Source organism: Curtobacterium sp. 1310 (genome assembly GCF_017834105.1).
In the GTDB taxonomy this organism is placed as follows: Bacteria; Actinomycetota; Actinomycetes; order Actinomycetales; family Microbacteriaceae; genus Curtobacterium.
Window position 1 is genome coordinate 139,748 of sequence record NZ_JAFICY010000007.1, and the last position, 20,271, is coordinate 160,018.

A 20,271-nucleotide genomic window follows, 5' to 3' on the forward strand; every position below is an offset into this window, starting at 1 on the left:
CCGTCTGCGGCGACGTCAGATCGACGTCTGCAACTGCTGCGTCCAAAATGCATCCAATCCTGAGTTGACCGCCTGCACGTCGTCAGGCGTTCCGAAGAGTTCGAAGCGGTACAAGAGCGGGACGCCGCACTTCTCGGCGATGACGTCCCCGGCGAGGCCGTAGGCCGCGCCGAAGTTCGTGTTCCCTCCGACGATCACACCGCGGATGAGCGAGCGGTTGCGTTCGTCGTTGAGGAACTTGATGACCTGCTTGGGGACCGCGCCCTGGCCGTTGCCGCCACCGTAGGTGGGCAGCACGAGCACGTACGGCTCGTCCGCGTGGAGGAACGGGTCGCTCGGGAGGAGCGGGATGCGGTCCGCGTCACGGCCGAGCTTCTCGACGAAGCGGGCCGTGTAGCCGGACACGCTCGAGAAGTAGACGAGGCGACTCATGTGCGCGCTCCTTGTGAGAGGTGCGGACAGCAGATCAGGGGTGGCCCGTCGGAGGTGCTGCGCGCCTCCGGGCCGGCGGAGCTGCGGGCCCCGGTGACGGGACCCGCACGGCTCACGCGAGTTCGGCGCTGAGCGTCGCGATCTTGTCGGGACGGAAGCCCGACCAGTGGTCGTCGTCGGTCACGACGACGGGGGCCTGCATGTAGCCGAGGCTCTTGACGTGCTCGAGCGCTGCTTCGTCGGCGGAGACGTCGAGCACCTCGTACTGGATGCCCTTGTTGTCGAGCGCGCGGTACGTCGCGGTGCACTGGACGCAGGACGGCTTGGTGTAGACGGTGACGGCCATGATCTCCCCTGGTTCTTGCTGGTGTCGTGCTTGCTGTGGAGGTGGTGCTGATGCCACGTGTGCAGGTGGTGCAGGTAGCTGCGCAGACGTGTCCGGGAAGGGGCCGCTGCGATGTCTCCACACTACATCTAGTGGCTGACTGCCGCACCGACCACTAGAGGAAGTGTTACAGCCGTGTAGTTCTCCACAAGCCCTTCCACAGTGTGCACAGCTCGGGGAGGCCCGCGGTTCCGCCAGTCTGCGGCCGACCACCGACACTTCCCCACACTCGTGGAGAGCCTCGATCCACAGGTGTGGAATCGACGCGTCGGCGTGTCGCGGCAGCCCGTGCCGAGCACCGTGGGCACCCGGTCTGTCCACAGCACCCCCGGACGGGTGACGGCACGTTCCGTCCGGTCGGTACGCTCGTCCCGTGAGCGCCTACGGACCCCTGCTGAAGACCCCCGGAGTCGGTCGCGTCATCGCAGCACAGCTCACCGCGCGCTTCCCGTTCGGCATGCTCTCGCTCGCCTACCTGCTGCACGTCGAGCACGTGTTCCACTCCTACGGCGCCGCGGGGCTCGTCCTCGCGACGACGAGCATCGGCCAGGCGATCGCCGGCCCGCTCACGAGCCGGTGGATGGGCAGCTGGGGCATGCGGCCGGTGCTGGTCCTGACGAGCGCCGTCGCCCTGGCGAGCATGGTCGTGATCGCGTTCGTCACGATGCCGCTCTGGGGGTACGTCGTCGTCGGGTTCCTCGGCGGTCTGGCGGTCCCGCCCGTGCAGCCCGCGGTGCGCACCATCTACCCGAAGATGGTGACCTCGTCGCAGCTCACCCCGCTGTTCTCGCTCGACGCCAGTGCGCAGGAGCTCATCTGGGTCGCCGGCCCGGTCATCACCACGTTCGTCGCGACGCAGGTCGGCACGGTGCAGGCGATCGTCGTCGCCATGGTGTTCCTGGTCGTGGGCGGCGTGTGGTTCATCGCCTCCCCCGAGCTCGGTCGCGTCCGCATCCCCCGGTCGAAGCGCGCGTTCGGTGTCGTGCTGAAGCGGCCGTCGGTGATCGTCGCGACGCTGACCGGCCTGCTGCTCATCGGCGCGTGCTCGGCGGTCGAGGCGAGCGTCACCAGCGTCTTCGGAGAGGGCAGTCCGAACGCCGGCATCGTCCTCGCGGTGTTCGCGGTCGGGTCGCTCGCCGGCGGCCTCGCGCTCGGACACCGACCGATCTCGAAGAACACGCTCTGGGCGCGCATGTCGATCGTCTTCGTCGGGCTCGCGCTCGCGGTCGGCGGCACCGACTTCTGGTGGCTCTGCCTGGCCCTCGTCATCGCCGGTGCCGGCATCGCACCGGCACTCGCGGTCATGTTCGGCTCGGTGTCCGCGACGGTCAAGTTCTCCGACACGGCCGAGGCCTACGGCTGGATGGGCACCGGCCAGCTCATCGGTGCCGCCGGCGGGTCCGCCGTCGCGGGCTTCCTCATCGACGCGAACGGCCCGACCGGCGGCATGACCGTCGGAGCGGTGATGGCGGCGGCGGGGGTCGTCCTGCCGCTCGTGACGAAGCGGTGGTTGCCCGACCTGCGCGGCCGCGACGCGAGCCCCCTCCCCGACACCGAGCCGGTCACGCTGCCGAGCTGACGGCCGGGAGGCACGACGTACCCCCGCCCCGATGGGCAGGATGGGTGCATGGTCACCTCCTTCCCCCTCCGCGACGGCCGGTCGATCCCCGCGATCGGGTTCGGCGTCTACAAGGTCGACGACGCCGAGGCGGAGACCGCCGTCCGCCTGGCGCTCGACGCCGGGTACCGCCACGTCGACACGGCCGAGATGTACGGCAACGAAGCCGGCGTCGGGAAGGCGATCCGTGCCTCCCGGCTGGACCGCGACGACGTCTTCGTGACCACCAAGGTGTGGAACGACCACCAGGGGCGCGACGCGACCCTGCGGGCGTTCGACGCGAGCCTCGAGCGGCTCGGACTCGACGCCGTCGACCTGTACCTCATCCACTGGCCGGCGGCGGCGAACGGCCGGTACGTCGAGACGTGGCGGACGCTCGTCGAGCTGCGCGAGCAGGGTCGGGCGCGGAGCGTGGGCGTCTCGAACTTCCAGGTGCCGCACCTGCAGCGGGTGGTCGACGAGACGGGCGAGGTGCCGGCCGTCAACCAGGTCGAGCGCCACCCGTGGCTGCCGCAGCGCGAGCTGATCGAGTTCCACGAGGAGCACGGCATCCGGACCGAGGCGTGGTCGCCGCTCGGACGTGGGCGGCTCGTCGACGACCCGGTGCTCACGCGGATCGCGGACGCGCACGGGGTGAGCGTGGCGCAGGTGCTCGTGCGGTGGAACGTGCAGCAGGGGGTCGTCGTGCTGCCGAAGTCGGTGACGCCGTCGCGCATCCGGGCGAACATCGACGTCGACGGGTTCGAGCTGACCGACGAGGACCTGACCGCGATCGCCGGTCTCGAGAACGGACAGCGGACCGGGTCGCACCCGGACTCGGTGTCCTGACGCCGTCGCCATCGCCGTCGCCGTCGCCGTCGCCGGGGATCTAGAGCGTGTCTCCTGAATGGTGGGTCCAGGCGATGACGGCGTTGAGCACGACGGCTGAGCGGTGGACGATCGCGAGGTCGTCGTACCTCGTCGCCAGGGCTCGCCATCGCTTGAGGCGACAGAAGCCACGCTCGACGACGTTCCGGTTCCTGTAGTCGATGCGGTCGCAGGTCACGGGTCTCCCGCCGCGGGAACCACGCCGTTTCCGGCGTCCTTGCTGGCCGCGAGGCTCGGGGATCACGGACTCGATACCGCGGTCGCGCAGGTGTTGCCGGATCGCTTTGGATGAGTACGCCTTGTCACCGCGGAGCCGGTCCGGTCGGGTCCGCGGCCTGCCCACCGGACGGGCCACTTCGAGCGCTGCCAGCAGCGGCAGCAGCCTCGGTGAGTCGCCGGCTTGTCCGGGCGTGATCAGGGTGACCAGGGGCAGCCCGTGGCCGTCGACGAGCTGGTGGACCTTCGTGGACAGGCCGCCGCGGGAGCGGCCGCATCCGTGATCAGGCGGCTCGAGCGTCCGCAACCGGACGGCCACGTTTGCCTGTCGGACTCGGCATGAACGACTGGATCGAAGACCACTGAGCATCGGAGAGCAGCTGGAATCATGTCACCACTACAGCGCGCCAGCGCTCTACCTGATCTTCAGCAGACACGCCCTAGTGCGTTGCAGCGGGAGTACTGGCGTGGGCTTCTTCCGATGTGGGGTCTTCGCTCTGCGCTCGCTTGCCGGAATTCCGGGTCAGGAGACCGGCGATCGTCGCGGCGAGGAAGAGCGCGGCGGACACCAGGAAAGCGGTCTGGTAGGCGGCAAGCGTCGTCGCACCTGTCGGTGTTCCCGAACCCTCTGTGAGGAGAGCAGTGGCGTAGACGGTGTTCAGCAGCGCGACGCCGAGAGCTCCGCCCAGCTGCTGCGTCGTGTTGATCGTGGCGCTGGCGACTCCGGAGTCAGCGTCCGTGACGCCGTTCAGCGCGGCGTTGTTGATCGCAACGTACGTCACACCGAGTCCGAGGCCCATCAGGATCTGGGAGGGCAGCACAACGGTGATCCAGGATGACGGGCCGATCGTGGTCAGCCACGCCATGCCTGCGGTAGCGAGGATGAGGCCGCCGACGATGAGGGGCTTGGCTCCGATGCGGGGCAAGAGGGATGAGGACAGCGTGGCACTCGCGACGATGCCGATGCTGAAGGGGAGGAACGCAAAGCCGGTCTGCAGCGGTGTGAAGCCGAGGGAGAGCTGCAGGTAGTAGGTGAGGAACAGGAACATACCGAACACCGCCGCGTTGGCAAGGAAGCCGGCAGAGAGCGCGCTGGCGCGGGTGCGGTTCGTCAGGATCCGTAGTGGGAGCATCGGGTTCTTCACCTTCGCCTGCACGAACACGAAGGCTGCGAGAAGCACGACGGCGCCGATGAGCGAGGCGATCGTGACGGCGCTGGTCCAGCCCGCGCCGGGTTCGGCGGCGTAGGTGAACCCGACGACGAGGAGAGCGGATCCGGCGGTGACGAGCACCGCGCCGAGAACGTCCAGGCGGCGCGAGTTCCCGGCGTGGCTCTCCCGAACGGCCCACATCGCCGTGATCACGGCGACGAGGGAGATCGGCACGTTGATGAACAGCGTCCAGCGCCAGTTGACGAATTCGGTCAGGACCCCGCCGAGGAGCAGACCGACTGCACCGCCAGCCCCCTGAACGGCCCCGTACGCGGCAAACGCCCGTGCTCGCTCACGCGGGTTGGTGAACGTGACGTTCAGCAAGGACAAGGCTGCGGGTGCGAGGGCTGCGGCGAACACACCCTGGGCGGCGCGAGCGGCGAACAGCATCTCTGGCGTTGAAGAGAGACCACCGATGGCGGACACGATCGCGAAGCCGATGAGCGAGATGACCAGGGTCTTCTTGCGCCCGACGATGTCCGCGATCCGACCGCCGAGCATCAGGAGCCCGCCGAAGGTGATGGCGTAGGCGGTCACGGCCCAGACGCGGTCAGCGTCCGAGATCCCGAGTTCCTGCTGCGCCTCCGGCAAGACGATGTTGATGATGGAGGCGTCGAGCACGACCATGAGGCTGGCCAGTGTGATCGCGACGAGGGCGAACCACTTCCGTGGGTTCTCCGGTGCGGACGGCGGCGGGGCGGTGACGGGTGAATCTGACACGTGGTGGTCCACTACTTTCGGGCAGGCCAAGGAGGCCCGAGGTGACGGGGAGGGTGGGGCAAGCACGAAGCACGAACCGGCTTCGGTTGGTCGGTCAAGGACGCTGGGCGATGATGACGTTGTCAGCGACGTCGGCGCGCTGCCCGTCAGGGCCGGACGCCTCACGCCACGCGGTCTCCTGCCGCACGATGCGCAGGTCTTCACCGAGGCCCAGCCGGGTCACCGCCTCGTTCGCGGTGGGGAACTCCTGGTCGTGGGCACCCCAGGACCATGGTGCCGATGACGCGTGGTCGATGACGACGAGGTACCCGCCCGGGGACAGGACTTCGGATGTGCGACCGATGATCGCGTTCCGGTCGATGTCCACTGGCGTGTGGAAGTAACAGGCGTACACCAGGTCGAACGGGCCGGCGGGGATGTCTCGAGCAAGATCCTTCCGGAAGGCACTCAGGCGCGGGCCCAACTCACTGCGCTGCGCTGCGTCGGTGACGCGTGCAATGGCGGTCGCGGAGACGTCTACCGCAGTGACGTGCCAGCCGTTGGAGGCGAGCCAGAGCGCATCCCCACCGTGTCCGCATCCGAGGTCCAGAGCACGAGCCGGGACAGGAGCCAGGTCATCCAGGACTGCAGCGAGGACTGCGTTCGGCCGGGTCCCCCAAGACGGGTCCATGCCCTGGTAGTGGGATTCCCAGAACCGCTCGCTCGGCGTGGTGTCCTCGCTCATCGCGTCTCCGCCTTCGCGCTGCCGCGGAGTGCGAGGCGGACGTCGTCGAGGACGAGAGCGTGGTTCACCGCGCCTGCGGCGAGGGCCGCGGTGCCGATGGAGACAGGGACGTTGGCCATCGCGTTGACCACGTTCCCGGCCGCCCACACCCCGTCGACGCTCGTCCTCCCGCTGGGGTCGACGGTGGCGAAGGACCCCCAGGGGTGTTCAGTGCGCTCGACCTCCAGCTGTCGCAGTGCCGCGTCCTGTGGGATCAGACGCGGTGCGGTGAAGATCGCGTCGAGCTCGATGGTCCGTCCATCGTCGAACTCCACGCCGGACAGCTGGTCACCTCGGGACAGCACACGCGTGACTCGCCCATCCTCGATCTGGATGCCGCGGGCGTCGAACGCCGCCTGGTCCTCACCGGTCGGCGCATCCGTGTCGTGTGCGAGGTAGATGATCTGGTCGGACCACTGTCGCAACAGTTGCGCTTGGAAGATGCTGCCGGGGCCGGTAGCCAGGATCCCGATCCGTCGGTCGCGCACTTCGTACCCGTCGCAGTACGGGCACGCCGCGACACCGCTGCCCCAACGCTCGGCGAGGCCATCGACGTCAGGCAGTTCATCGCTGGCACCCGTCGCCACGAGGAGCGCCCGCGCCAGCACGGTCCGGGAGTCATCGGTCTCCACCGCGAACCCGTCGCCCTCGTGACGGGTCGTCACAGCCGGAGTGTCCCAGATGGCACCGCCGTGGGCTTCGACTTCGGCCCGACCTACCGCGAGAAGCTCCAGCGGAGGTTTCCCGTCATGACCGAGGACACCGTGCATGTGGGCGGCGAACCTGTTCCGGGGTGCCCCCGCATCGAGCACAAGCACCTTGCGGCGCGCACGTCCGAGCATCAGCGCTGCGCTGAGGCCAGCACTACCGCCACCGAGTACCACGACATCCCACTCGAATCTGCTCACGTGATGACCCTGCAACACGGTGACCAGAACCTCAAACTGATTTGCGAGAATCGCAAAGGCGGGAGAGGCTGTACGGTATGGGACACGACGACCTCGATGCGGTGATGGACGGGCTCGGCGCGCGGCTGAGGGAGCAGCGGACGAGACGGGGCCTCCGGCTCGCCGACGTGAGCGAGATCACGGGAGTCTCGATCAGCATCCTGTCCAGGCTCGAATCAGGGGTCCGCGCTCCGAGCCTCGACGTGCTGCTGAAGATCGCCCGCGTCTTCCAGGTTCCTCTCGACGAGCTCGTCGGCGCGCCCGCATCCGGTGATCCACGTGTGCACCCCAAACCGGTCCGTCGCCACGGGATGATCTACCTTCCCCTCACCACGAGGCCGATCGGGGTTCAGGCCTTCAAGGTGATCCTGCCGGGTCGTGAGCCGGACGCGCGGATCTGCCAGAAGACCCATGTCGGCTACGAGTGGGTGTTCGTTCTCACTGGGACGCTGCACCTGCAGATCGGCTCGACACTCACGGTGCTCGATGCTGGAGAGGTGGCCGAGTTCGACACGGCAGCGCCGCACGGCATGGCCAGCGGCACGACGAACCCGGTCGAGGTCCTGACCCTCTTCAGCGCACAGGGCGAGCAGCTGCACATCCGCGACGCCTGACCGTCGAGACTGCTCGCCAGGGTTGACGGTCGAACACAGAGAACCCGCGGTGTGGCGCCTTGCCGACCGCGTCACCTACGAGCGCGGGGCAGGGTTCCCAGGAGCGCCGAAGTTGATGAGCTCAGGAGGGCGTCCCAGAGACAGAGATGCCGCACCGCAATCTCCGGTTGGTCGGCCTACGCGGTGTGACCTGCAACGCGGAGTGGGCACAGGGCAGAGCTGCTCTGTGCGGACACCCTCCGTGCGGCGTGTGCCGTCGGGGCCGGCGTTGTGCTCCACGAGTCGAGCCAACCGCCGTTTCGTCACCTGTCAACGTATGTTGACGTGCCGTATCGGGCCGCGCCTCCGCGTCCCCTGACAAGAGCTCCTTCCGGTCAGCGAACTTCGTTGAAGCGAGGTCTGCTGGCCGAACCCGCGTTCACGACGCCACACGCGGCAGCCCCGAGTGGGCGAAAGTCGGACCCGTCACCCGACGACATCAACGCCGTTGTGCAACGGCGATCGTCGCTGCACCCGCACCCGAGCGGACGGCCAGTCGACGCCGCCGGCGCTACAGACAGGATCGGTCCGACCTACCAAGACTTCTTCACCAACGGAGATGCCAGTGGTACGCGCGTCCGTTCGGCTGGGGTCCAGAGAAATCGCACCGGACTGATCTGCCGACGACTCGGTTTGAACATGCGCTTGACTCCCGGCTCGGCGGGCGGGCCCCGTTCCCGAGTGACCAGGGCCTGCGTGCCTACTGCTTCGGCGTCCTGCCGGTCATCTGCCGACGGCAAAGTGTTCCTGCACCGCGGCCGCCGGCAGCGTGTCTTCATATACGGCGACGTTGTCGAGGTTGCCCTTGAAGTGGAATGTCGTGTGGTTGCCGGGCCAGCCGTTGAGGTTGTCGAAGCCGATCCGCCACCACCCGGTGCTGACCTCTGCTCTGGCGTTCGAGCTCGCGGCGACCTGTTCGCCGTCGACGTACAGCCGCATGCCCGACGCGTCCATGGTCGCGGTGGCGAGGTGCCAGACGCCGTCGTTCAGGCCGGCTGCGGAGCTGATCGCGATGTTGGTGCCGTTGTAGGCGCCGAAGTGCACGGCGCCCTCGTCGGAGAGGTAGAGCTGTCGGTCGTACTTGGTGGACTGGTCCGAGCGGAGGTTGCCGAAGCCGAGGAGCATCCCGCCGGTCGTCGTCGTGGTCCGGAACCACGTTTCGATCGCGAAGATCTGCGGTGCATCGACCGCCGCGTCCGTGATCACCTGCCCCCGCACCCCGCCCGTCAGCAGGGACGGACTGTCCCCGGCTCGGCAGGTGCCCGGGGCGAGCGAGACTCCCGAGGTGAGGGTGCCGTGGCGACCGTTCCCGGATCCGTCGGCCGCGGAGGTGCCGGGGGCGTCGTCGAACCGGTAGGTCAGGTACGTGTGTGCGAACGGCGCTCGCTGCAGACACGGGAACGTCGCGGTGGCGAGCCGGGTACCCGTGTTCGCCGCGGTGGCCGTGAACGCTGCGCGAGCGGCATCGTCCACCACGATCACCACGGCGAGGACGGCGGCGAGTGCACCGACGAAGACCACGCTCCGGGCACGTTCCGCGCGGACGGACCGCCGTCGTCGCCGACCGTGCCCGACCGCACGGGTCGCCTCGGGTCCGCCTGGGCTGCCCAGGCGGGACGAGAGCACGAGGGCGCCCCCGAGTCCGAGCGTCGCCGCGGCGAGCCTGCCGACGTCGTGCTCGCGGACCCACAGTGCAGGGAGACCGACCAGCGGGACCCGGAGCACACCGACCCCGCGGACGTCCTCCGGCTCCACCGTCCGGGCATCGGGCGTGGGGTTCGCGTCACCGCGGAGTTGCAGGGAACCCGACGGCGTCCGCGCGACGAGTCGGTGCAGCAGCAGCGCTTCCGGGTGGTCGGGGTCCTCGACCAGCAGCACCTGCCCGATCGTCACCTCCCGATCGTGGACCGGCATCGCGACGACCACGTCACCTGGGAGGATCTTCGGCGCCATGGATCCCGACACCACCGTCGTGGGGGTCCACGCCCATGACGCAGGCAGCGCTGCCCAGAGCAGGAGGCTCACGGTGACCACGAGGACCGTGCGGCCGAGCAGTGCCGCAGCGAACACCACCCAGGTCGAGGCGGAGGCGTGCCCGGATCGTGTCACCGCGACAGCCGAGGGCTGTTCGCGTCGTCCGTCCGGACGCAGGGTGACGTCGGCCACGGCCGGGCTCAGGAACTCTGCGCTTCCCAGGTGAGACCGATGCGCGCGGTCCCGTTCTGGGCAGAGTTCGGCGTCGCGGCGTCGAGCGCGACCGTCACCTGGTACGTGCGCGACTCGGAGGAACCGCCGGCGGTGCGCCAGGTGCCGATGCCGTTCGAGAACCTCGTGGCGGTCGATCCGAGGTCGGCGAGGGAGCCCGACCAGACCGCGGCGGGCGAGAGCGGGGTGAAGCCGCTGCACTTGCCGAAGGACCCGCCGGTGCCCTCGGTGACGGTGACGTGCAAGGAGCTCGACAGTGCGTTGGTGGTCGCCGGGTCCGTGCCGTACAGCTTCACCGTCGAGGGGAGTGAGCCGGTCGACGTGACGACGATGCACGATGTCCGCGTGTCACCGGGCTGCAGCCCGGAGGCCGTGAAGAGCGCGGTGTCGGAATCGTCGTCACTGAGCGAGACGGACCCGGCAGACCAGGTGTTCGGGGCGTTGCTCGTCGTGGCCGAGAAGGCGGCGTAGGACGCCTGGGCGATGACGAGGCCGGAGGCCAGGACAGCCGTCGGGACGACGGCGAGGGCGATGGTGCGGCGTGCTCGAGACGTGAGGTGCACGGGGTTCCTTCGGGGAGGGCGCCACACCGTCGTCGGTGGACGCGAGCATGTGCAGGACGAGGGAGCGCGGATCGACTCCCGGTGCGGGGCGCGGCGGGGCCGTGCTGTCGGTCCCCGCCGCGCCCGGAGATGGTCAGACGCGGCCGAGCATCGCCTCGTTGAGGATGGTGCCGCCGAGCATCCAGCCGCCGTCGGCGACCTCGTCGAGGATGACGAGCGTCGTGGGTCGGGCTCGCTCGCCGTAGACGTCGACGATGGCGTCGGTGACGGCGTCCTGCAGCTTCTTCTTCGACTCCGGGGTCAGGGTGTCAGCGGGGACCTTGATGTTGGCGAAGGGCATGGTGTTCCTCTCGGTGGGGTGTCCCGGACGTTCCGGGGGTCAGAGCGCGGCGTTCGGGGACAGGAGGTCCTCGATGCCGACGCGGTGGTAGAACTCGGATCGGATGCGGTCGGCGACCGCCGAGACGACCTCGCTGCCGTCACGGGAGGGGTCGACGTGGGTCCGGAACGGGCGGGCGCCGTCGGCCAGGCCGACCACGCGCACGATCTCGTCGGCGACGTCCTGCACGTCGGCGTCGGCCGGCACGATCGCGGCGAGGCGGTCGGTCAGGTCGCGCCGGAGCGCCCCGTACTCCGTGTCGTGTTCGTCGACGCGGGCGGTGTCCGTCGGGACGGCGGCGTTCGTGAAGTGGTTCGTGCCCGAGGTGAAGGCGCCCGGGACCACGATCGTGGTGTCGATGCCGAAGCGGATCAGTTCCGCCGCGTAGCTCTCGGCCAGGGCGTCCATGCCGGCCTTCGCCGCGAAGTACGGCGCCAGGAACGGCGGGTGGCCGCCGCGGGTGGCCGAGCTGCCGACCCAGACGACGAGTCCGGACCGGCGCGCCCGCAGGTGTGGCAGGACGGCACGTGCGACGCGCTGGGCGCCGACGACGTTGACGTCGTACAGGGCGGCGAACTGTTCCGGCGTGAACGCCTCGGCCGGACCGTAGGCCATGTGGCCGGCGTTCTGCACCAGCACGTCGATGCGCCCGTGCGCACGGATCACGGTGCTGACCGCCTCGTCGACGGACTGCTCCGACTGCACGTCGAGCTCGACCGCGCCGAGCTGCAGGCCCTCGCGCACGGCGAGGTCGTCGAGCGCGGCACGGGCGGGCGCGTTCCGGCCGTCGACCGCACGCATCCCGGCGACGACGACGTGCCCCGCCCGCGCGAGCGACTCCGCCGTCAGCCGGCCGAAGCCGCTCGACGCGCCCGTGACGAGGACGACCCGCGGCGTCGGCATCAGACCATCCCGCCGTTGGCGCGGATGGTCTGGCCGTTGACCCAGTGCCCGTCGGGCCCGGCGAGGAACGCGACGACACCGGCGATGTCCTCCGGCATGCCGAGCCGTTCGAGGGGCGGGACCTTCGCCAGGGTGTCGATCTGGTCCTGCGTCTTGCCGTCGAGGAACAGCTCGGTCGCCGTCGGCCCCGGGGCCACCACGTTCGCCGTGACGTCCCGGCCGCGGAGCTCCTTCGCGAGGATCATCGTCATGCCCTCGACCGCGCTCTTGCTCGCGACGTAGGCGCCGTAGGTCGGGAACTGCGTCCCCACGACCGACGTCGACATGCCGACGAACGCCCCGCCGGCCCGGAGACGACGGGCAGCCTGCTGCGCGACGACGAAGGTGCCGCGGATGTTCGTCCGGTGCAGTGCGTCGAGGACGTCGAGGTCCTGGTCGGCGATCGTCGACAGCGCAAGGCGGCCGGCGGAGTGCACGACGACGTCGACGCCGCCGTGTTCGGCCTCGACCCGGTCGAACATCGCGGCCACGGCGTGCTCGTCCGCGACGTCGGCCTGCACGGCGACGCCACGGCCGCCCGTCCGCTCGATCTCGGCGACGGTGTCCTCGGCGGCGGCCGTCCCGCTGGCGTGGTTGACGACGACCGTGAAGCCGTCCGCGGCGAGCCGGATCGAGACGGCGCGGCCGATGCCGCGAGAGCCGCCGGTGACCAGGGCGACGCGGCGAGGAGTGGTGCTCATCGTCTGTCCTTTCAGTGATACGCGCAGAGCATTTCGGCGCTACGGCAGAACGTAGCACGGTTACGATCATCGATACAACCTGCGCTACGATCACTGCATGGCCCGATCTGACGAAGCGCTCCGCAGCGCCCTGCTCCGCGCAGCGGAGGACCAGCTGGTCACTGCCCCCGACGGGGACGTCGCCACCCGAGCGGTCTGCGAAGCGGCCGGCGTGACCCAGCCCGTGCTCTACCGGATCTTCGGCGACAAGCGCGGGCTCCTCGACGCCCTCGCCGAGACGGGCCTGCAGCGGTACACCGCTCGGAAGGCCGAGCTCGAGGTGTCCGACGACCCGGCAGCGGACCTGCGCCACGGATGGGACGACCACCTCGCGTTCGCTCGGGAACACGCCGCCCTCTACCGGCTGATGTTCGCCCCACGGCCGTGGGCGAGCAGTTCCGCGCGGGACGGCCTGACCGCGCTGCTCGAACGGACGCTGACCCGGTGCGCGGCCGCGGGCCTGCTCCGCGTCGACGTCCCCGTCGCAGCGACCATGCTGCTCGCCGCCAACGTCGGACTCGCACTCCACCAGATGACCACGACGGCTCCGGACACTGCCGACGACGACGCACTCCGGGACGCGGTCCTCGACGCCGTCCTCATCGAGGCGTCCGCCCGCGACCAGGACGACCTCGACGCGGCTGCTCGTCGCCAGCTCCGCGCCCGGCTCGACGACGACGGGTCGGACGCGTTGCTCCCCGAGGAGACCGCACTCATGCGGATCTGGCTCGACCGACTCGACCACGAGGCCGACCACGAGGCCGACCACGGCCACGAAACCGACCACCACCAGGACCACGAAGGCACCCGATGATCTCCACGTTCCTCGCCGAACACGCACCCCTCGTCCCCATCGGGTTCTGGGTCGCCCTCGCCGTCGCCACGGGGGTCGCCTGGCTGCTCCACCGTCTGCGGCTCCGCGGCGTCCTGCTCGGCCTCTCCGGCCTGTCGTTCGTCGCCGCCCTCGTGCTCACCCTGCTCCCCGACGGTGCCCGCTCTGGCGGCGTCACCTGCACCGTGCAGTTCTCGGTCCCGTTCCAGGGCATCGACACCCTCGCCAACATCGCGCTGCTGCTGCCGCTCGCGCTCTTCCTCAGCGTGGCGACGAGCCGGCCACTCACCGTCCTCGCCGGCACCGTCGCCCTCTCCGTCGCCATCGAGGTCGTGCAGGCCCTCGCACCGGCCCTCGGCCGGCGATGCGACACCAACGACTGGTTCATGAACACCGTCGGAGCACTGCTGGGCGCGGTCATTGCTCTGACCATCCATGCGATCGACCGGCGGCGGCGCGCCGCTTTCGTCCTGGACTGAACCGCTGCCGGATCACGACAGGCGCTGACCGGTCGATGTCCGTCCTCGATCAGGGTGCGATGTGCGCGTGCTCACCTGCCGCAGCAAGAATGGTGAGCGCCCCGACAGGCCTGCCGTCAGCTGCACCGATCGTGTGCGGGATCATCGTCGGCCGAGTCCCTGCCACTTGCGGAACCCGGCGACGCGCGACGCGTCGGGGCGCTGACCGAGGATCAACAACACGTTGCCCAGGCTGTAGGCGTGGAACGCGGACGCGCGCGCGAGGAACGCCGTCCACCGTTCCGCGTCGCGCAAGCTCTCAACCTGCGTCGCGATCGACTCGTGGAGTGCGGCGGCCTGCGCCTTCTTCTCCTCGATGGTGCGGCGGGGCGTCGAGGTCTTCCCGGCCGGACGGAGGGCCGCGGTCTTGGTGGTGCGTGTCGTGGTGATCATGGTTCCTGCTCCTGGGTCGATCGGGGACGATGGGCGGAGCGGGAGGGATCTAGATCGTGTCTCCTGAATGGTGGGTCCAGGCGATGACGGCGTTGAGCACGACGGCTGAGCGGTAGACGATCGCGAGGTCGTCGTACCTCGTCGCCAGGGCTCGCCATCGCTTGAGGCGACAGAAGCCACGCTCGACGACGTTCCGGTTCCTGTAGTCGATGCGGTCGCAGGTCACGGGTCTCCCGCCGCGGGAACCACGCCGTTTCCGGCGTCCTTGCTGGCCGCGAGGCTCGGGGATCACGGACTCGATACCGCGGTCGCGCAGGTGTTGCCGGATCGCTTTGGATGAGTACGCCTTGTCACCGCGGAGCCGGTCCGGTCGGGTCCGCGGCCTGCCCACCGGACGGGCCACTTCGAGCGCTGCCAGCAGCGGCAGCAGCCTCGGTGAGTCGCCGGCTTGTCCGGGCGTGATCAGGGTGACCAGGGGCAGCCCGTGGCCGTCGACGAGCTGGTGGACCTTCGTGGACAGGCCGCCGCGGGAGCGGCCGCATCCGTGATCAGGCGGCTCGAGTCCCGGATCCGTGTGATTCGATGGTTCCCCCTGTGGTGCGGGCGATGTTCGTGGCGTGCTGATGCGCGCGAGCGATCGTGGAGTCCACTGACAACGACCGATCCACCGCCCCAGCCTGGTCCGCGGACGCTGTCACCGCGGCGAGGACCCTGTCCCACGTGCCGTCGCCTGCCATCCGGCGATGCCACTTCCACACCGTCTGCCACGGCCCGAACACCTCGGGCAGGTCACGCCACGCGATCCCGGTCCGATACCGGTCCACGATCCCCTCGACCATGCTCCGAGCGTCCGCAAACGGACGGCCACGTTTGCCTGTCGGACCCGGCATGAACGACTGGATCGAAGACCACTGAGCATCGGAGAGCAGCTGGAATCATCTCACCACTACAGCGCGCCAGCGCTCTACCTGATCTTCAGGAGACACGCCCTAGCCCCGGCGGTCCTCCTCGGACTGCCACGGCAGGTTCAGGTCGCCCGGCTCGGGCTCGACGTCGCCCGCGTCGTCCGCACCGCCGGTGCCGGGTGCCGCCACCACGCGGGACGGGTCGATGCCGTCCTGCTCGAGGTCCTCGCGGCTGCGCTGCTGCGTCTGGGACGCGACCGTCTCCCGTTCGCTCGACGGGCTGTAGGACGTGTCGGCGGCACGCTGCTCGCGGTCGCTCACGCCGTCGACGTCGTCGCTGTGCGCCGCGTCGCGGAGTTCGTCGTTGCGGGCGCGGTCGTCGGACTCGTCGGGGCCGGGCACGTTCGGGATGCTGTCGCTCATGCCCCGCACAGTAGGCCGCGGCTCCTGGTACCGGTTCGGTCACGACGGCCGTGATCCGGTTCCCGCTCGGGTACCGTCGTCCCGACGAAGGGGGCCGGACGATGGGTCGGACGAGGGCACGGGGCGCGGCAGCCGTCGCACTGGTGGGCGTGAGCACGCTGCTGTTGGCGGGCTGCTCGCTGTTCGGCGACGACGCCCCGCTGCCGGCGCCGACCGGCCACGCTGCGCCGAGCGCCTCCGCGACGCCGGGGCCCGTCGGCGGGTCGGGCGACACCGCACAGCCCGTCGCGGCGCCGCAGGCGGTCCCGGCGGACACGGTCGTCGCGGAGACCGACGCGGTGTCGAAGACCGGCGACACGTCGATCCACGTCCGGGTCGTCGCGAACGACCACGGCACGTTCGACGCGCAGCTGTCGGACTACCGCACCACGCAGCCGCAGCCGATGTCCGTGCAGTTCCGGCGCACGGCGCAGTACGGCGACGGTGGTGACACCGAAGCGGTCGCCACGACGCAGTGGGACGCCGACGCCCAGCCGCCCGCGACGGTCAGCCTGAGCGACGGCGGCCCCTACCCGGACTGGCTGCACACGGTCGTCCTCGTCCCGCAGTCCGACGGCGACGACAGTGCCCGCCCGTGGGTCTACAAGGTGCTCGCGATCGGGAAGCTCTCCTGGTCGATCCCCAACCCCGACCCGGACCTGCACGTCACGCTCGGCGCGGCCCGACCGGGTGCGTACGGTTACGCGTTCGACGCCGCCGACGAGACCCTCCGCGGGACGACCGGCACCCCGGTCAGCTACAAGGTCAACGAGGGCGACGACCAGTCCACCATCGCGAAGCGCTTCGGCATCACCGTGGACCAGCTGCGGTGGCTCAACCCGACGATGCAGACCCGTGGCAACAACTGGGTGCTCGCCGGCTCCTGGATCAACCTGGACCCGGCCTCGCGCTGACACGGAGCCCGGTGCGGGTCCGTTACGCTCGTCCAGCACCCCGCACCACCCAGGAGGCCACATCGTGACCATCGTCGCCGCCGCAGACGGCTCCGCCCTCGGCAATCCCGGACCGGCCGGCTGGGCCTGGTACGTCGATGACGACCGCTGGGCAGCTGGCGGGTGGCCGCGTGCGACGAACAACATCGGTGAGCTGACCGCCGTGCTGCAACTGCTCCGCGCCACGAAGGACACCGGCGAACCGCTGCACATCCTCTGCGACAGCCAGTACGCGATCAAGGCGTGCACGGAGTGGCTGGCCGGGTGGAAGCGCAAGGGCTGGCGCAAGGCCGACGGCAAGCCCGTGCTGAACGTCGAGATCATCAAGGAGCTCGACGCCGAGCTGCAGGGCCGCAAGGTCACCTTCGAGTGGGTCCGCGGGCACGTCGGCCACGAGATGAACGAGGCCGCGGACGTCCGTGCCCGCGGCGCTGCGACCGCCTTCCAGAACCACACCGAGGTACCGTCCGGTCCGGGTTGGCCGGACACCGTCGTCCCGCCCGCTCCGGAGCCGGCGCAGGTCGAACCGCCTGCCACCCTGTTCTGACGAGCCGCACGCCCTGTCGGGCTGCACGACGACGGGCCGCACGACGACGGGCCCGGGCGATGTCCTCGCCCGGGCCCGTCGTCGTCCGCTCGGAACGCGCGCTCAGTAGGTGCCGTCGCGACGGTCCTGCCGGGTGATCTGCTCCCCCGACGCCGGGTCGACGCCCGACCGGGTGGTGGTCGTGGTCCGACGCCCGCCGAACCCGACCGCCAGGCTGATGATGAGCAGCACGACGCCGGCGGCCATCAGGATGTAGCCGATCAGGCGCAGGTCGATGCCGGCGATCTGGTAGTCGACCGCGAAGGCGACGATCGCTCCGATGACGATCAGTGCGATGCTCGATCCGATGCGCATGACGGGTCCTTCCGTGGTGCCCCGTCCCGGGTGTCCGGGGCTGGCGTCGAAGGTACCCGGACCGCGGCGGCGAGGTTCCGTGCGGCGGCCGAGCGAGGCCGCCCTCAGTCGACGTCGACCTCGGCCCAGCCGTCGAACCGGCCGATCTCGGTGACGCGCACCACGGCTTCGCCGGTCTCGTCGGACGCGTCCAGGTCGATCGTCGCCGAGAACCCGAAGTCCTTGTCGCCCTCGGGGTCGGCGAAGATCTGCCGTGCCCGCCAGGTCCGACCCGGCCCGTGCTCGTCGAGCACCAGGTACGCCATCGACCGGGCGTCCCCGTCGGTCCCGATCGCGTCGTGCTCCTCGTAGTACTCCTCGAGCACGGCGTCCCACTCCTCCTGCCCGAACCCTGCGGCCCCGTCGAGCGCGGCGAGCCCGGCAACGTCGTCGGCCGCCGCGAGCAGCACCCGCTGGAACAGGGCGTTCCGCACGAGCACGCGGAACGCTCGCGGGTTGCCGGTGAGCCGGGCGGGCTGCGGCGGCGCGATCTCGTCGTGTTCCGCGGCGGCCTCCGCGACGGAGCCGTTGACCAGCGCCTCCCACTCGTCGACGAGCGAGGAGTCGGTCTGCCGCACGACCTCGCCGAGCCACTCGATCAGGTCGTCGAGCTCGGGCGTGCGCTGTTCCTCGGAGATGGTCTGGCGCATGGTGCGGTAGGCGTCGGACAGGTACCGGAGCACGAGTCCCTCGGAGCGGGTCAGCTGGTAGAACCGCACGAAGTCGCCGAAGGTCATCGCCCGCTCGTACACGTCGCGCACCACGGCCTTGGGCGACAGCGTGAAGTCGAGCACCCACGGCTGTTCGGCCGCGTAGGCCTCGTACGCGGCGGTCAGCAGTTCGTTGAGCGGCTTGGGCCAGGTGACCTCCTCGAGCAGCTCCATCCGCTCCTCGTACTCGATGCCCTCGCGCTTCATCCGGGCGACCTCCTCGCCGCGCTCCTTGAACTGCTGCTGCGCGAGGACGGCGCGCGGGTCGTCGAGGGTCGCCTCGACGACCGACACCATGTCGAGCGCGTACGTCGGGGACTCGGGGTCGAGCAGTTCGAAGGCGGCGAGTGCGAACGGCGACAGCGGCTGGTTGAGCGCGAAGTTCACGGGCAGGTCGACGGTCATGCGGTAGCGCCCGTCGACCTTCTCGATCACGCGGGCGTTGATCAGCGTGCGGGCGATCGACAGCGCGCGTCGGGCAATCGCGAGCTGCCGGGAGCGCGGCTCGTGGTTCTCGAACACGAGCGAGCGGACGTCGGCGAAGGCGTCACCCCCGCGGGCGACGACGGCGAGCACCATCGCGTGCGTGATCCGCATCCGGGACACCATCGGCTCGGGCTCGGCGGCGATGAGCCGGTCGAACGACGCCGGCCCCCACGAGACGAACCCCTCCGGCGCCTTCTTCTTCTTGACCTTGTTCTTCTTCTTCGGGTCGTCCCCGGCCTTGGCGACGGCCCGGGCGTTCTCGATCTCGTGCTCCGGCGCCTCGGCCACGACGTCGCCCTCGGTGTCGTAGCCGGCTCGTCCGGCTCGTCCGGCGATCTGGTGGAACTCGCGGGCGGACAGCTGCCGCATCCGGGAGCCGTCGAACTTCGTCAGCCCGGTGAGCAGCACGGAGCGGATCGGCACGTTGATCCCGACCCCCAGGGTGTCGGTGCCGCAGATCACCGGCAGCAGGCCGCGCTGGGCGAGCTGCTCGACGAGCCGGCGGTACTTCGGCAGCATGCCGGCGTGGTGCACGCCGATGCCGGCCCGGATGAGTCGTGACAGCGTCTGCCCGAACCCGGCGCTGAACCGGAACCCGGCGATCGCGGCGGCAATCTCGTCCCGGCGTTCACGCGACGCCACCTTCACGGACATGAGCGCCTGCGCACGCTCGAGCGCCGCGGCCTGGGCGAAGTGCACGATGTAGACCGGCGCCTTGCCCTCCTCGAGCAGGCGTTCGACCGTCTCCTGCACGGGCGTCAGCACGTACTCGTACGACAACAGCACGGGTCGCGAGACGCCGGTGACCCGTGCGGTCGGGCGCCCGGTCCGGCGCGACAGGTCGTCGGCGATGGTCGTGACGTCGCCGAGCGTCGCCGACATGAGCAGGAACTGCACGCGCTCGAGCACGAGCAGCGGCACCTGCCACGCCCAGCCGCGGTCGGGGTCGCCGTAGAAGTGGAACTCGTCCATCACCACGACGTCGACCTCGGCGTCCGGGCCCTGGCGGAGCGCGGTGTTCGCGAGGATCTCGGCCGTGCAGCAGATGATCGGGGCGTCCGCGTTGACGCTCGAGTCACCGGTCACCATGCCGACGTTCTGCGCGCCGAACAGGTCCACGAGCTGGAAGAACTTCTCGGAGACGAGGGCCTTGATCGGCGCCGTGTAGTAGCTGCGCTTGCCCTCGGCGAGCGCGGCGAAGTGCGCCCCGGCCGCGACGAGGGACTTGCCGGTACCGGTCGGCGTGCTGAGGACGACGTTCGCGCCGGAGACGAGCTCGATGAGCGCTTCGTCCTGCGCCGGGTAGAGCGGTCGTCCGCCCGCCTCGGCCCAGTCGGCGAACGCCTGGTAGACCGCGTCGGGGTCGACGGCGCCGTCGACCGCCGCCGGCAGGGCGGCGAGGAGCGGCGGGGTGGTGGTGACGTCGGTCAT

The 20,271-nt window shown here is 70.0% G+C and carries 23 protein-coding genes; 7 read left to right on the forward strand and 16 right to left on the reverse strand.

Translation table 11 applies throughout. From position 1 onward, the window contains the following. Positions 1–15: 15 nt before the first annotated feature. Together nrdI and nrdH are read right to left on the reverse strand one after the other, a co-directional pair. A complete protein-coding gene (gene nrdI / locus JOD95_RS15290; RefSeq protein ID WP_209685912.1) occupies positions 16–432 on the reverse strand; it encodes a class Ib ribonucleoside-diphosphate reductase assembly flavoprotein NrdI in 417 nt (138 codons plus the stop codon). Between the two features lie 112 nt (positions 433–544). After that, positions 545–778, reverse strand: a complete 234-nt coding sequence (gene nrdH / locus JOD95_RS15295) for a glutaredoxin-like protein NrdH (protein ID WP_058727719.1) — start codon at positions 776–778, stop codon at positions 545–547. 412 nt (positions 779–1,190) lie between these two features. Between nrdH and JOD95_RS15300 the strand changes: the two genes are divergently transcribed. Further along, positions 1,191–2,396 (forward strand): MFS transporter, encoded by a 1,206-nt coding sequence (locus JOD95_RS15300; RefSeq protein WP_066656297.1) that lies wholly within the window; start codon positions 1,191–1,193, stop codon positions 2,394–2,396. A 48-nt stretch (positions 2,397–2,444) separates the two neighbouring features. Continuing rightward, the gene (locus JOD95_RS15305; RefSeq protein ID WP_066656298.1) at positions 2,445–3,263 is read left to right on the forward strand and encodes an aldo/keto reductase; all 819 of its coding nucleotides are present in this window, start codon (positions 2,445–2,447) and stop codon (positions 3,261–3,263) included. A 40-nt stretch (positions 3,264–3,303) separates the two neighbouring features. Here the strand turns inward: JOD95_RS15305 and JOD95_RS15310 are convergent, their stop codons facing one another. The 4 genes from JOD95_RS15310 to JOD95_RS15325 all read right to left on the reverse strand — a co-directional run bounded on the left by JOD95_RS15310 (position 3,304) and on the right by JOD95_RS15325 (position 7,120). Then, a complete protein-coding gene (locus JOD95_RS15310; protein ID WP_280916132.1) occupies positions 3,304–3,888 on the reverse strand; it encodes an IS5 family transposase in 585 nt (194 codons plus the stop codon). A gap of 70 nt (positions 3,889–3,958) precedes the next feature. Continuing rightward, positions 3,959–5,449: an MFS transporter gene (locus tag JOD95_RS15315; RefSeq protein WP_209685914.1), complete on the reverse strand. Its 1,491-nt coding sequence runs from the start codon at positions 5,447–5,449 to the stop codon at positions 3,959–3,961. Positions 5,450–5,543: 94 nt separating this feature from the next. Further along, complete coding sequence (locus JOD95_RS15320) at positions 5,544–6,173, reverse strand: bifunctional 2-polyprenyl-6-hydroxyphenol methylase/3-demethylubiquinol 3-O-methyltransferase UbiG (RefSeq protein WP_209685916.1); 630 nt, start codon at positions 6,171–6,173, stop codon at positions 5,544–5,546. After that, positions 6,170–7,120, reverse strand: a complete 951-nt coding sequence (locus JOD95_RS15325; protein ID WP_200884113.1) for an NAD(P)/FAD-dependent oxidoreductase — start codon at positions 7,118–7,120, stop codon at positions 6,170–6,172. Before JOD95_RS15325 ends, JOD95_RS15320 begins: the two co-directional genes overlap by 4 nt. 77 nt (positions 7,121–7,197) lie before the next feature. Between JOD95_RS15325 and JOD95_RS15330 the strand changes: the two genes are divergently transcribed. Further along, complete coding sequence (locus JOD95_RS15330; protein ID WP_066656309.1) at positions 7,198–7,773, forward strand: helix-turn-helix domain-containing protein; 576 nt, start codon at positions 7,198–7,200, stop codon at positions 7,771–7,773. A gap of 762 nt (positions 7,774–8,535) precedes the next feature. Here the strand turns inward: JOD95_RS15330 and JOD95_RS15335 are convergent. From JOD95_RS15335 to JOD95_RS15355, 5 genes are all read right to left on the reverse strand, one after another. Beyond that, positions 8,536–9,921 (reverse strand): LamG-like jellyroll fold domain-containing protein, encoded by a 1,386-nt coding sequence (locus tag JOD95_RS15335; RefSeq protein WP_209685918.1) that lies wholly within the window; start codon positions 9,919–9,921, stop codon positions 8,536–8,538. A gap of 65 nt (positions 9,922–9,986) precedes the next feature. After that, the gene (locus JOD95_RS15340) at positions 9,987–10,580 is read right to left on the reverse strand and encodes a hypothetical protein (protein WP_066656325.1); all 594 of its coding nucleotides are present in this window, start codon (positions 10,578–10,580) and stop codon (positions 9,987–9,989) included. A gap of 133 nt (positions 10,581–10,713) precedes the next feature. Beyond that, the gene (locus JOD95_RS15345; protein WP_066656327.1) at positions 10,714–10,920 is read right to left on the reverse strand and encodes a tautomerase family protein; all 207 of its coding nucleotides are present in this window, start codon (positions 10,918–10,920) and stop codon (positions 10,714–10,716) included. A 39-nt stretch (positions 10,921–10,959) separates the two neighbouring features. Beyond that, positions 10,960–11,862, reverse strand: coding sequence for an SDR family oxidoreductase (locus JOD95_RS15350; RefSeq protein WP_066656329.1), 903 nt, complete (start codon positions 11,860–11,862; stop codon positions 10,960–10,962). Further along, on the reverse strand, positions 11,862–12,602 hold the full coding sequence (locus JOD95_RS15355; protein ID WP_066656331.1) for an SDR family oxidoreductase: 741 nt from the start codon (positions 12,600–12,602) through the stop codon (positions 11,862–11,864). Before JOD95_RS15355 ends, JOD95_RS15350 begins: the two co-directional genes overlap by 1 nt. 97 nt (positions 12,603–12,699) lie before the next feature. Here JOD95_RS15355 and JOD95_RS15360 point away from each other — a divergent pair, with 97 nt between their 5' ends. Both JOD95_RS15360 and JOD95_RS15365 read left to right on the forward strand, forming a co-directional pair. Further along, the gene (locus tag JOD95_RS15360) at positions 12,700–13,455 is read left to right on the forward strand and encodes a TetR/AcrR family transcriptional regulator (protein WP_209685920.1); all 756 of its coding nucleotides are present in this window, start codon (positions 12,700–12,702) and stop codon (positions 13,453–13,455) included. After that, a complete protein-coding gene (locus tag JOD95_RS15365; protein ID WP_209685922.1) occupies positions 13,452–13,952 on the forward strand; it encodes a VanZ family protein in 501 nt (166 codons plus the stop codon). The genes JOD95_RS15360 and JOD95_RS15365 overlap by 4 nt, the downstream gene beginning before the upstream one ends. A 141-nt stretch (positions 13,953–14,093) precedes the next feature. Here the strand turns inward: JOD95_RS15365 and JOD95_RS15370 are convergent, their stop codons facing one another. The 3 genes from JOD95_RS15370 to JOD95_RS15380 all read right to left on the reverse strand — a co-directional run bounded on the left by JOD95_RS15370 (position 14,094) and on the right by JOD95_RS15380 (position 15,712). Then, a complete protein-coding gene (locus JOD95_RS15370; RefSeq protein ID WP_209685924.1) occupies positions 14,094–14,384 on the reverse strand; it encodes an ArdC-like ssDNA-binding domain-containing protein in 291 nt (96 codons plus the stop codon). A 49-nt stretch (positions 14,385–14,433) separates the two neighbouring features. Continuing rightward, positions 14,434–15,274, reverse strand: a protein-coding gene (locus JOD95_RS15375) for an IS5 family transposase (RefSeq protein WP_245172482.1) whose coding sequence is annotated in 2 segments (ribosomal slippage) — positions 14,434–14,970 and positions 14,972–15,274 — 840 coding nt in all. Because the reading frame shifts where the segments join, the coding sequence is not laid out codon by codon here. Between the two features lie 99 nt (positions 15,275–15,373). After that, on the reverse strand, positions 15,374–15,712 hold the full coding sequence (locus JOD95_RS15380; RefSeq protein WP_066656341.1) for a hypothetical protein: 339 nt from the start codon (positions 15,710–15,712) through the stop codon (positions 15,374–15,376). A 101-nt stretch (positions 15,713–15,813) separates the two neighbouring features. Between JOD95_RS15380 and JOD95_RS15385 the strand changes: the two genes are divergently transcribed. Continuing rightward, positions 15,814–16,665, forward strand: coding sequence for a LysM domain-containing protein (locus JOD95_RS15385; RefSeq protein WP_209685926.1), 852 nt, complete (start codon positions 15,814–15,816; stop codon positions 16,663–16,665). 64 nt (positions 16,666–16,729) lie between these two features. Then, a complete protein-coding gene (locus JOD95_RS15390) occupies positions 16,730–17,251 on the forward strand; it encodes a ribonuclease H (RefSeq protein ID WP_209685928.1) in 522 nt (173 codons plus the stop codon). A 102-nt stretch (positions 17,252–17,353) separates the two neighbouring features. Here the strand turns inward: JOD95_RS15390 and JOD95_RS15395 are convergent, their stop codons facing one another. Both JOD95_RS15395 and JOD95_RS15400 read right to left on the reverse strand, forming a co-directional pair. After that, entirely contained in the window at positions 17,354–17,605 is a 252-nt protein-coding gene (locus JOD95_RS15395) for a DUF6458 family protein (protein WP_066656348.1), read from the reverse strand. A gap of 104 nt (positions 17,606–17,709) precedes the next feature. Next, entirely contained in the window at positions 17,710–20,271 is a 2,562-nt protein-coding gene (locus JOD95_RS15400; RefSeq protein ID WP_209685930.1) for an RNA helicase, read from the reverse strand.

Bases quoted from the DNA above. Each gene is read 5' to 3' on its own strand.
- nrdI (WP_209685912.1), bottom strand. From the start codon at position 432: ATGAGTCGCCTCGTCTACTTCTCGAGCGTGTCCGGCTACACGGCCCGC.
- nrdH (WP_058727719.1), bottom strand. From the start codon at position 778: ATGGCCGTCACCGTCTACACCAAGCCGTCCTGCGTCCAGTGCACCGCG.
- JOD95_RS15305 (WP_066656298.1), top strand. From the start codon at position 2,445: ATGGTCACCTCCTTCCCCCTCCGCGACGGCCGGTCGATCCCCGCGATC.
- JOD95_RS15310 (WP_280916132.1), bottom strand. From the start codon at position 3,888: ATGCTCAGTGGTCTTCGATCCAGTCGTTCATGCCGAGTCCGACAGGCA.
- JOD95_RS15320 (WP_209685916.1), bottom strand. From the start codon at position 6,173: ATGAGCGAGGACACCACGCCGAGCGAGCGGTTCTGGGAATCCCACTAC.
- JOD95_RS15330 (WP_066656309.1), top strand. From the start codon at position 7,198: ATGGGACACGACGACCTCGATGCGGTGATGGACGGGCTCGGCGCGCGG.
- JOD95_RS15345 (WP_066656327.1), bottom strand. From the start codon at position 10,920: ATGCCCTTCGCCAACATCAAGGTCCCCGCTGACACCCTGACCCCGGAG.
- JOD95_RS15350 (WP_066656329.1), bottom strand. From the start codon at position 11,862: ATGCCGACGCCGCGGGTCGTCCTCGTCACGGGCGCGTCGAGCGGCTTC.
- JOD95_RS15355 (WP_066656331.1), bottom strand. From the start codon at position 12,602: ATGAGCACCACTCCTCGCCGCGTCGCCCTGGTCACCGGCGGCTCTCGC.
- JOD95_RS15360 (WP_209685920.1), top strand. From the start codon at position 12,700: ATGGCCCGATCTGACGAAGCGCTCCGCAGCGCCCTGCTCCGCGCAGCG.
- JOD95_RS15365 (WP_209685922.1), top strand. From the start codon at position 13,452: ATGATCTCCACGTTCCTCGCCGAACACGCACCCCTCGTCCCCATCGGG.
- JOD95_RS15370 (WP_209685924.1), bottom strand. From the start codon at position 14,384: ATGATCACCACGACACGCACCACCAAGACCGCGGCCCTCCGTCCGGCC.
- JOD95_RS15380 (WP_066656341.1), bottom strand. From the start codon at position 15,712: ATGAGCGACAGCATCCCGAACGTGCCCGGCCCCGACGAGTCCGACGAC.
- JOD95_RS15385 (WP_209685926.1), top strand. From the start codon at position 15,814: ATGGGTCGGACGAGGGCACGGGGCGCGGCAGCCGTCGCACTGGTGGGC.
- JOD95_RS15395 (WP_066656348.1), bottom strand. From the start codon at position 17,605: ATGCGCATCGGATCGAGCATCGCACTGATCGTCATCGGAGCGATCGTC.
- JOD95_RS15400 (WP_209685930.1), bottom strand. From the start codon at position 20,271: ATGACCGACGTCACCACCACCCCGCCGCTCCTCGCCGCCCTGCCGGCG.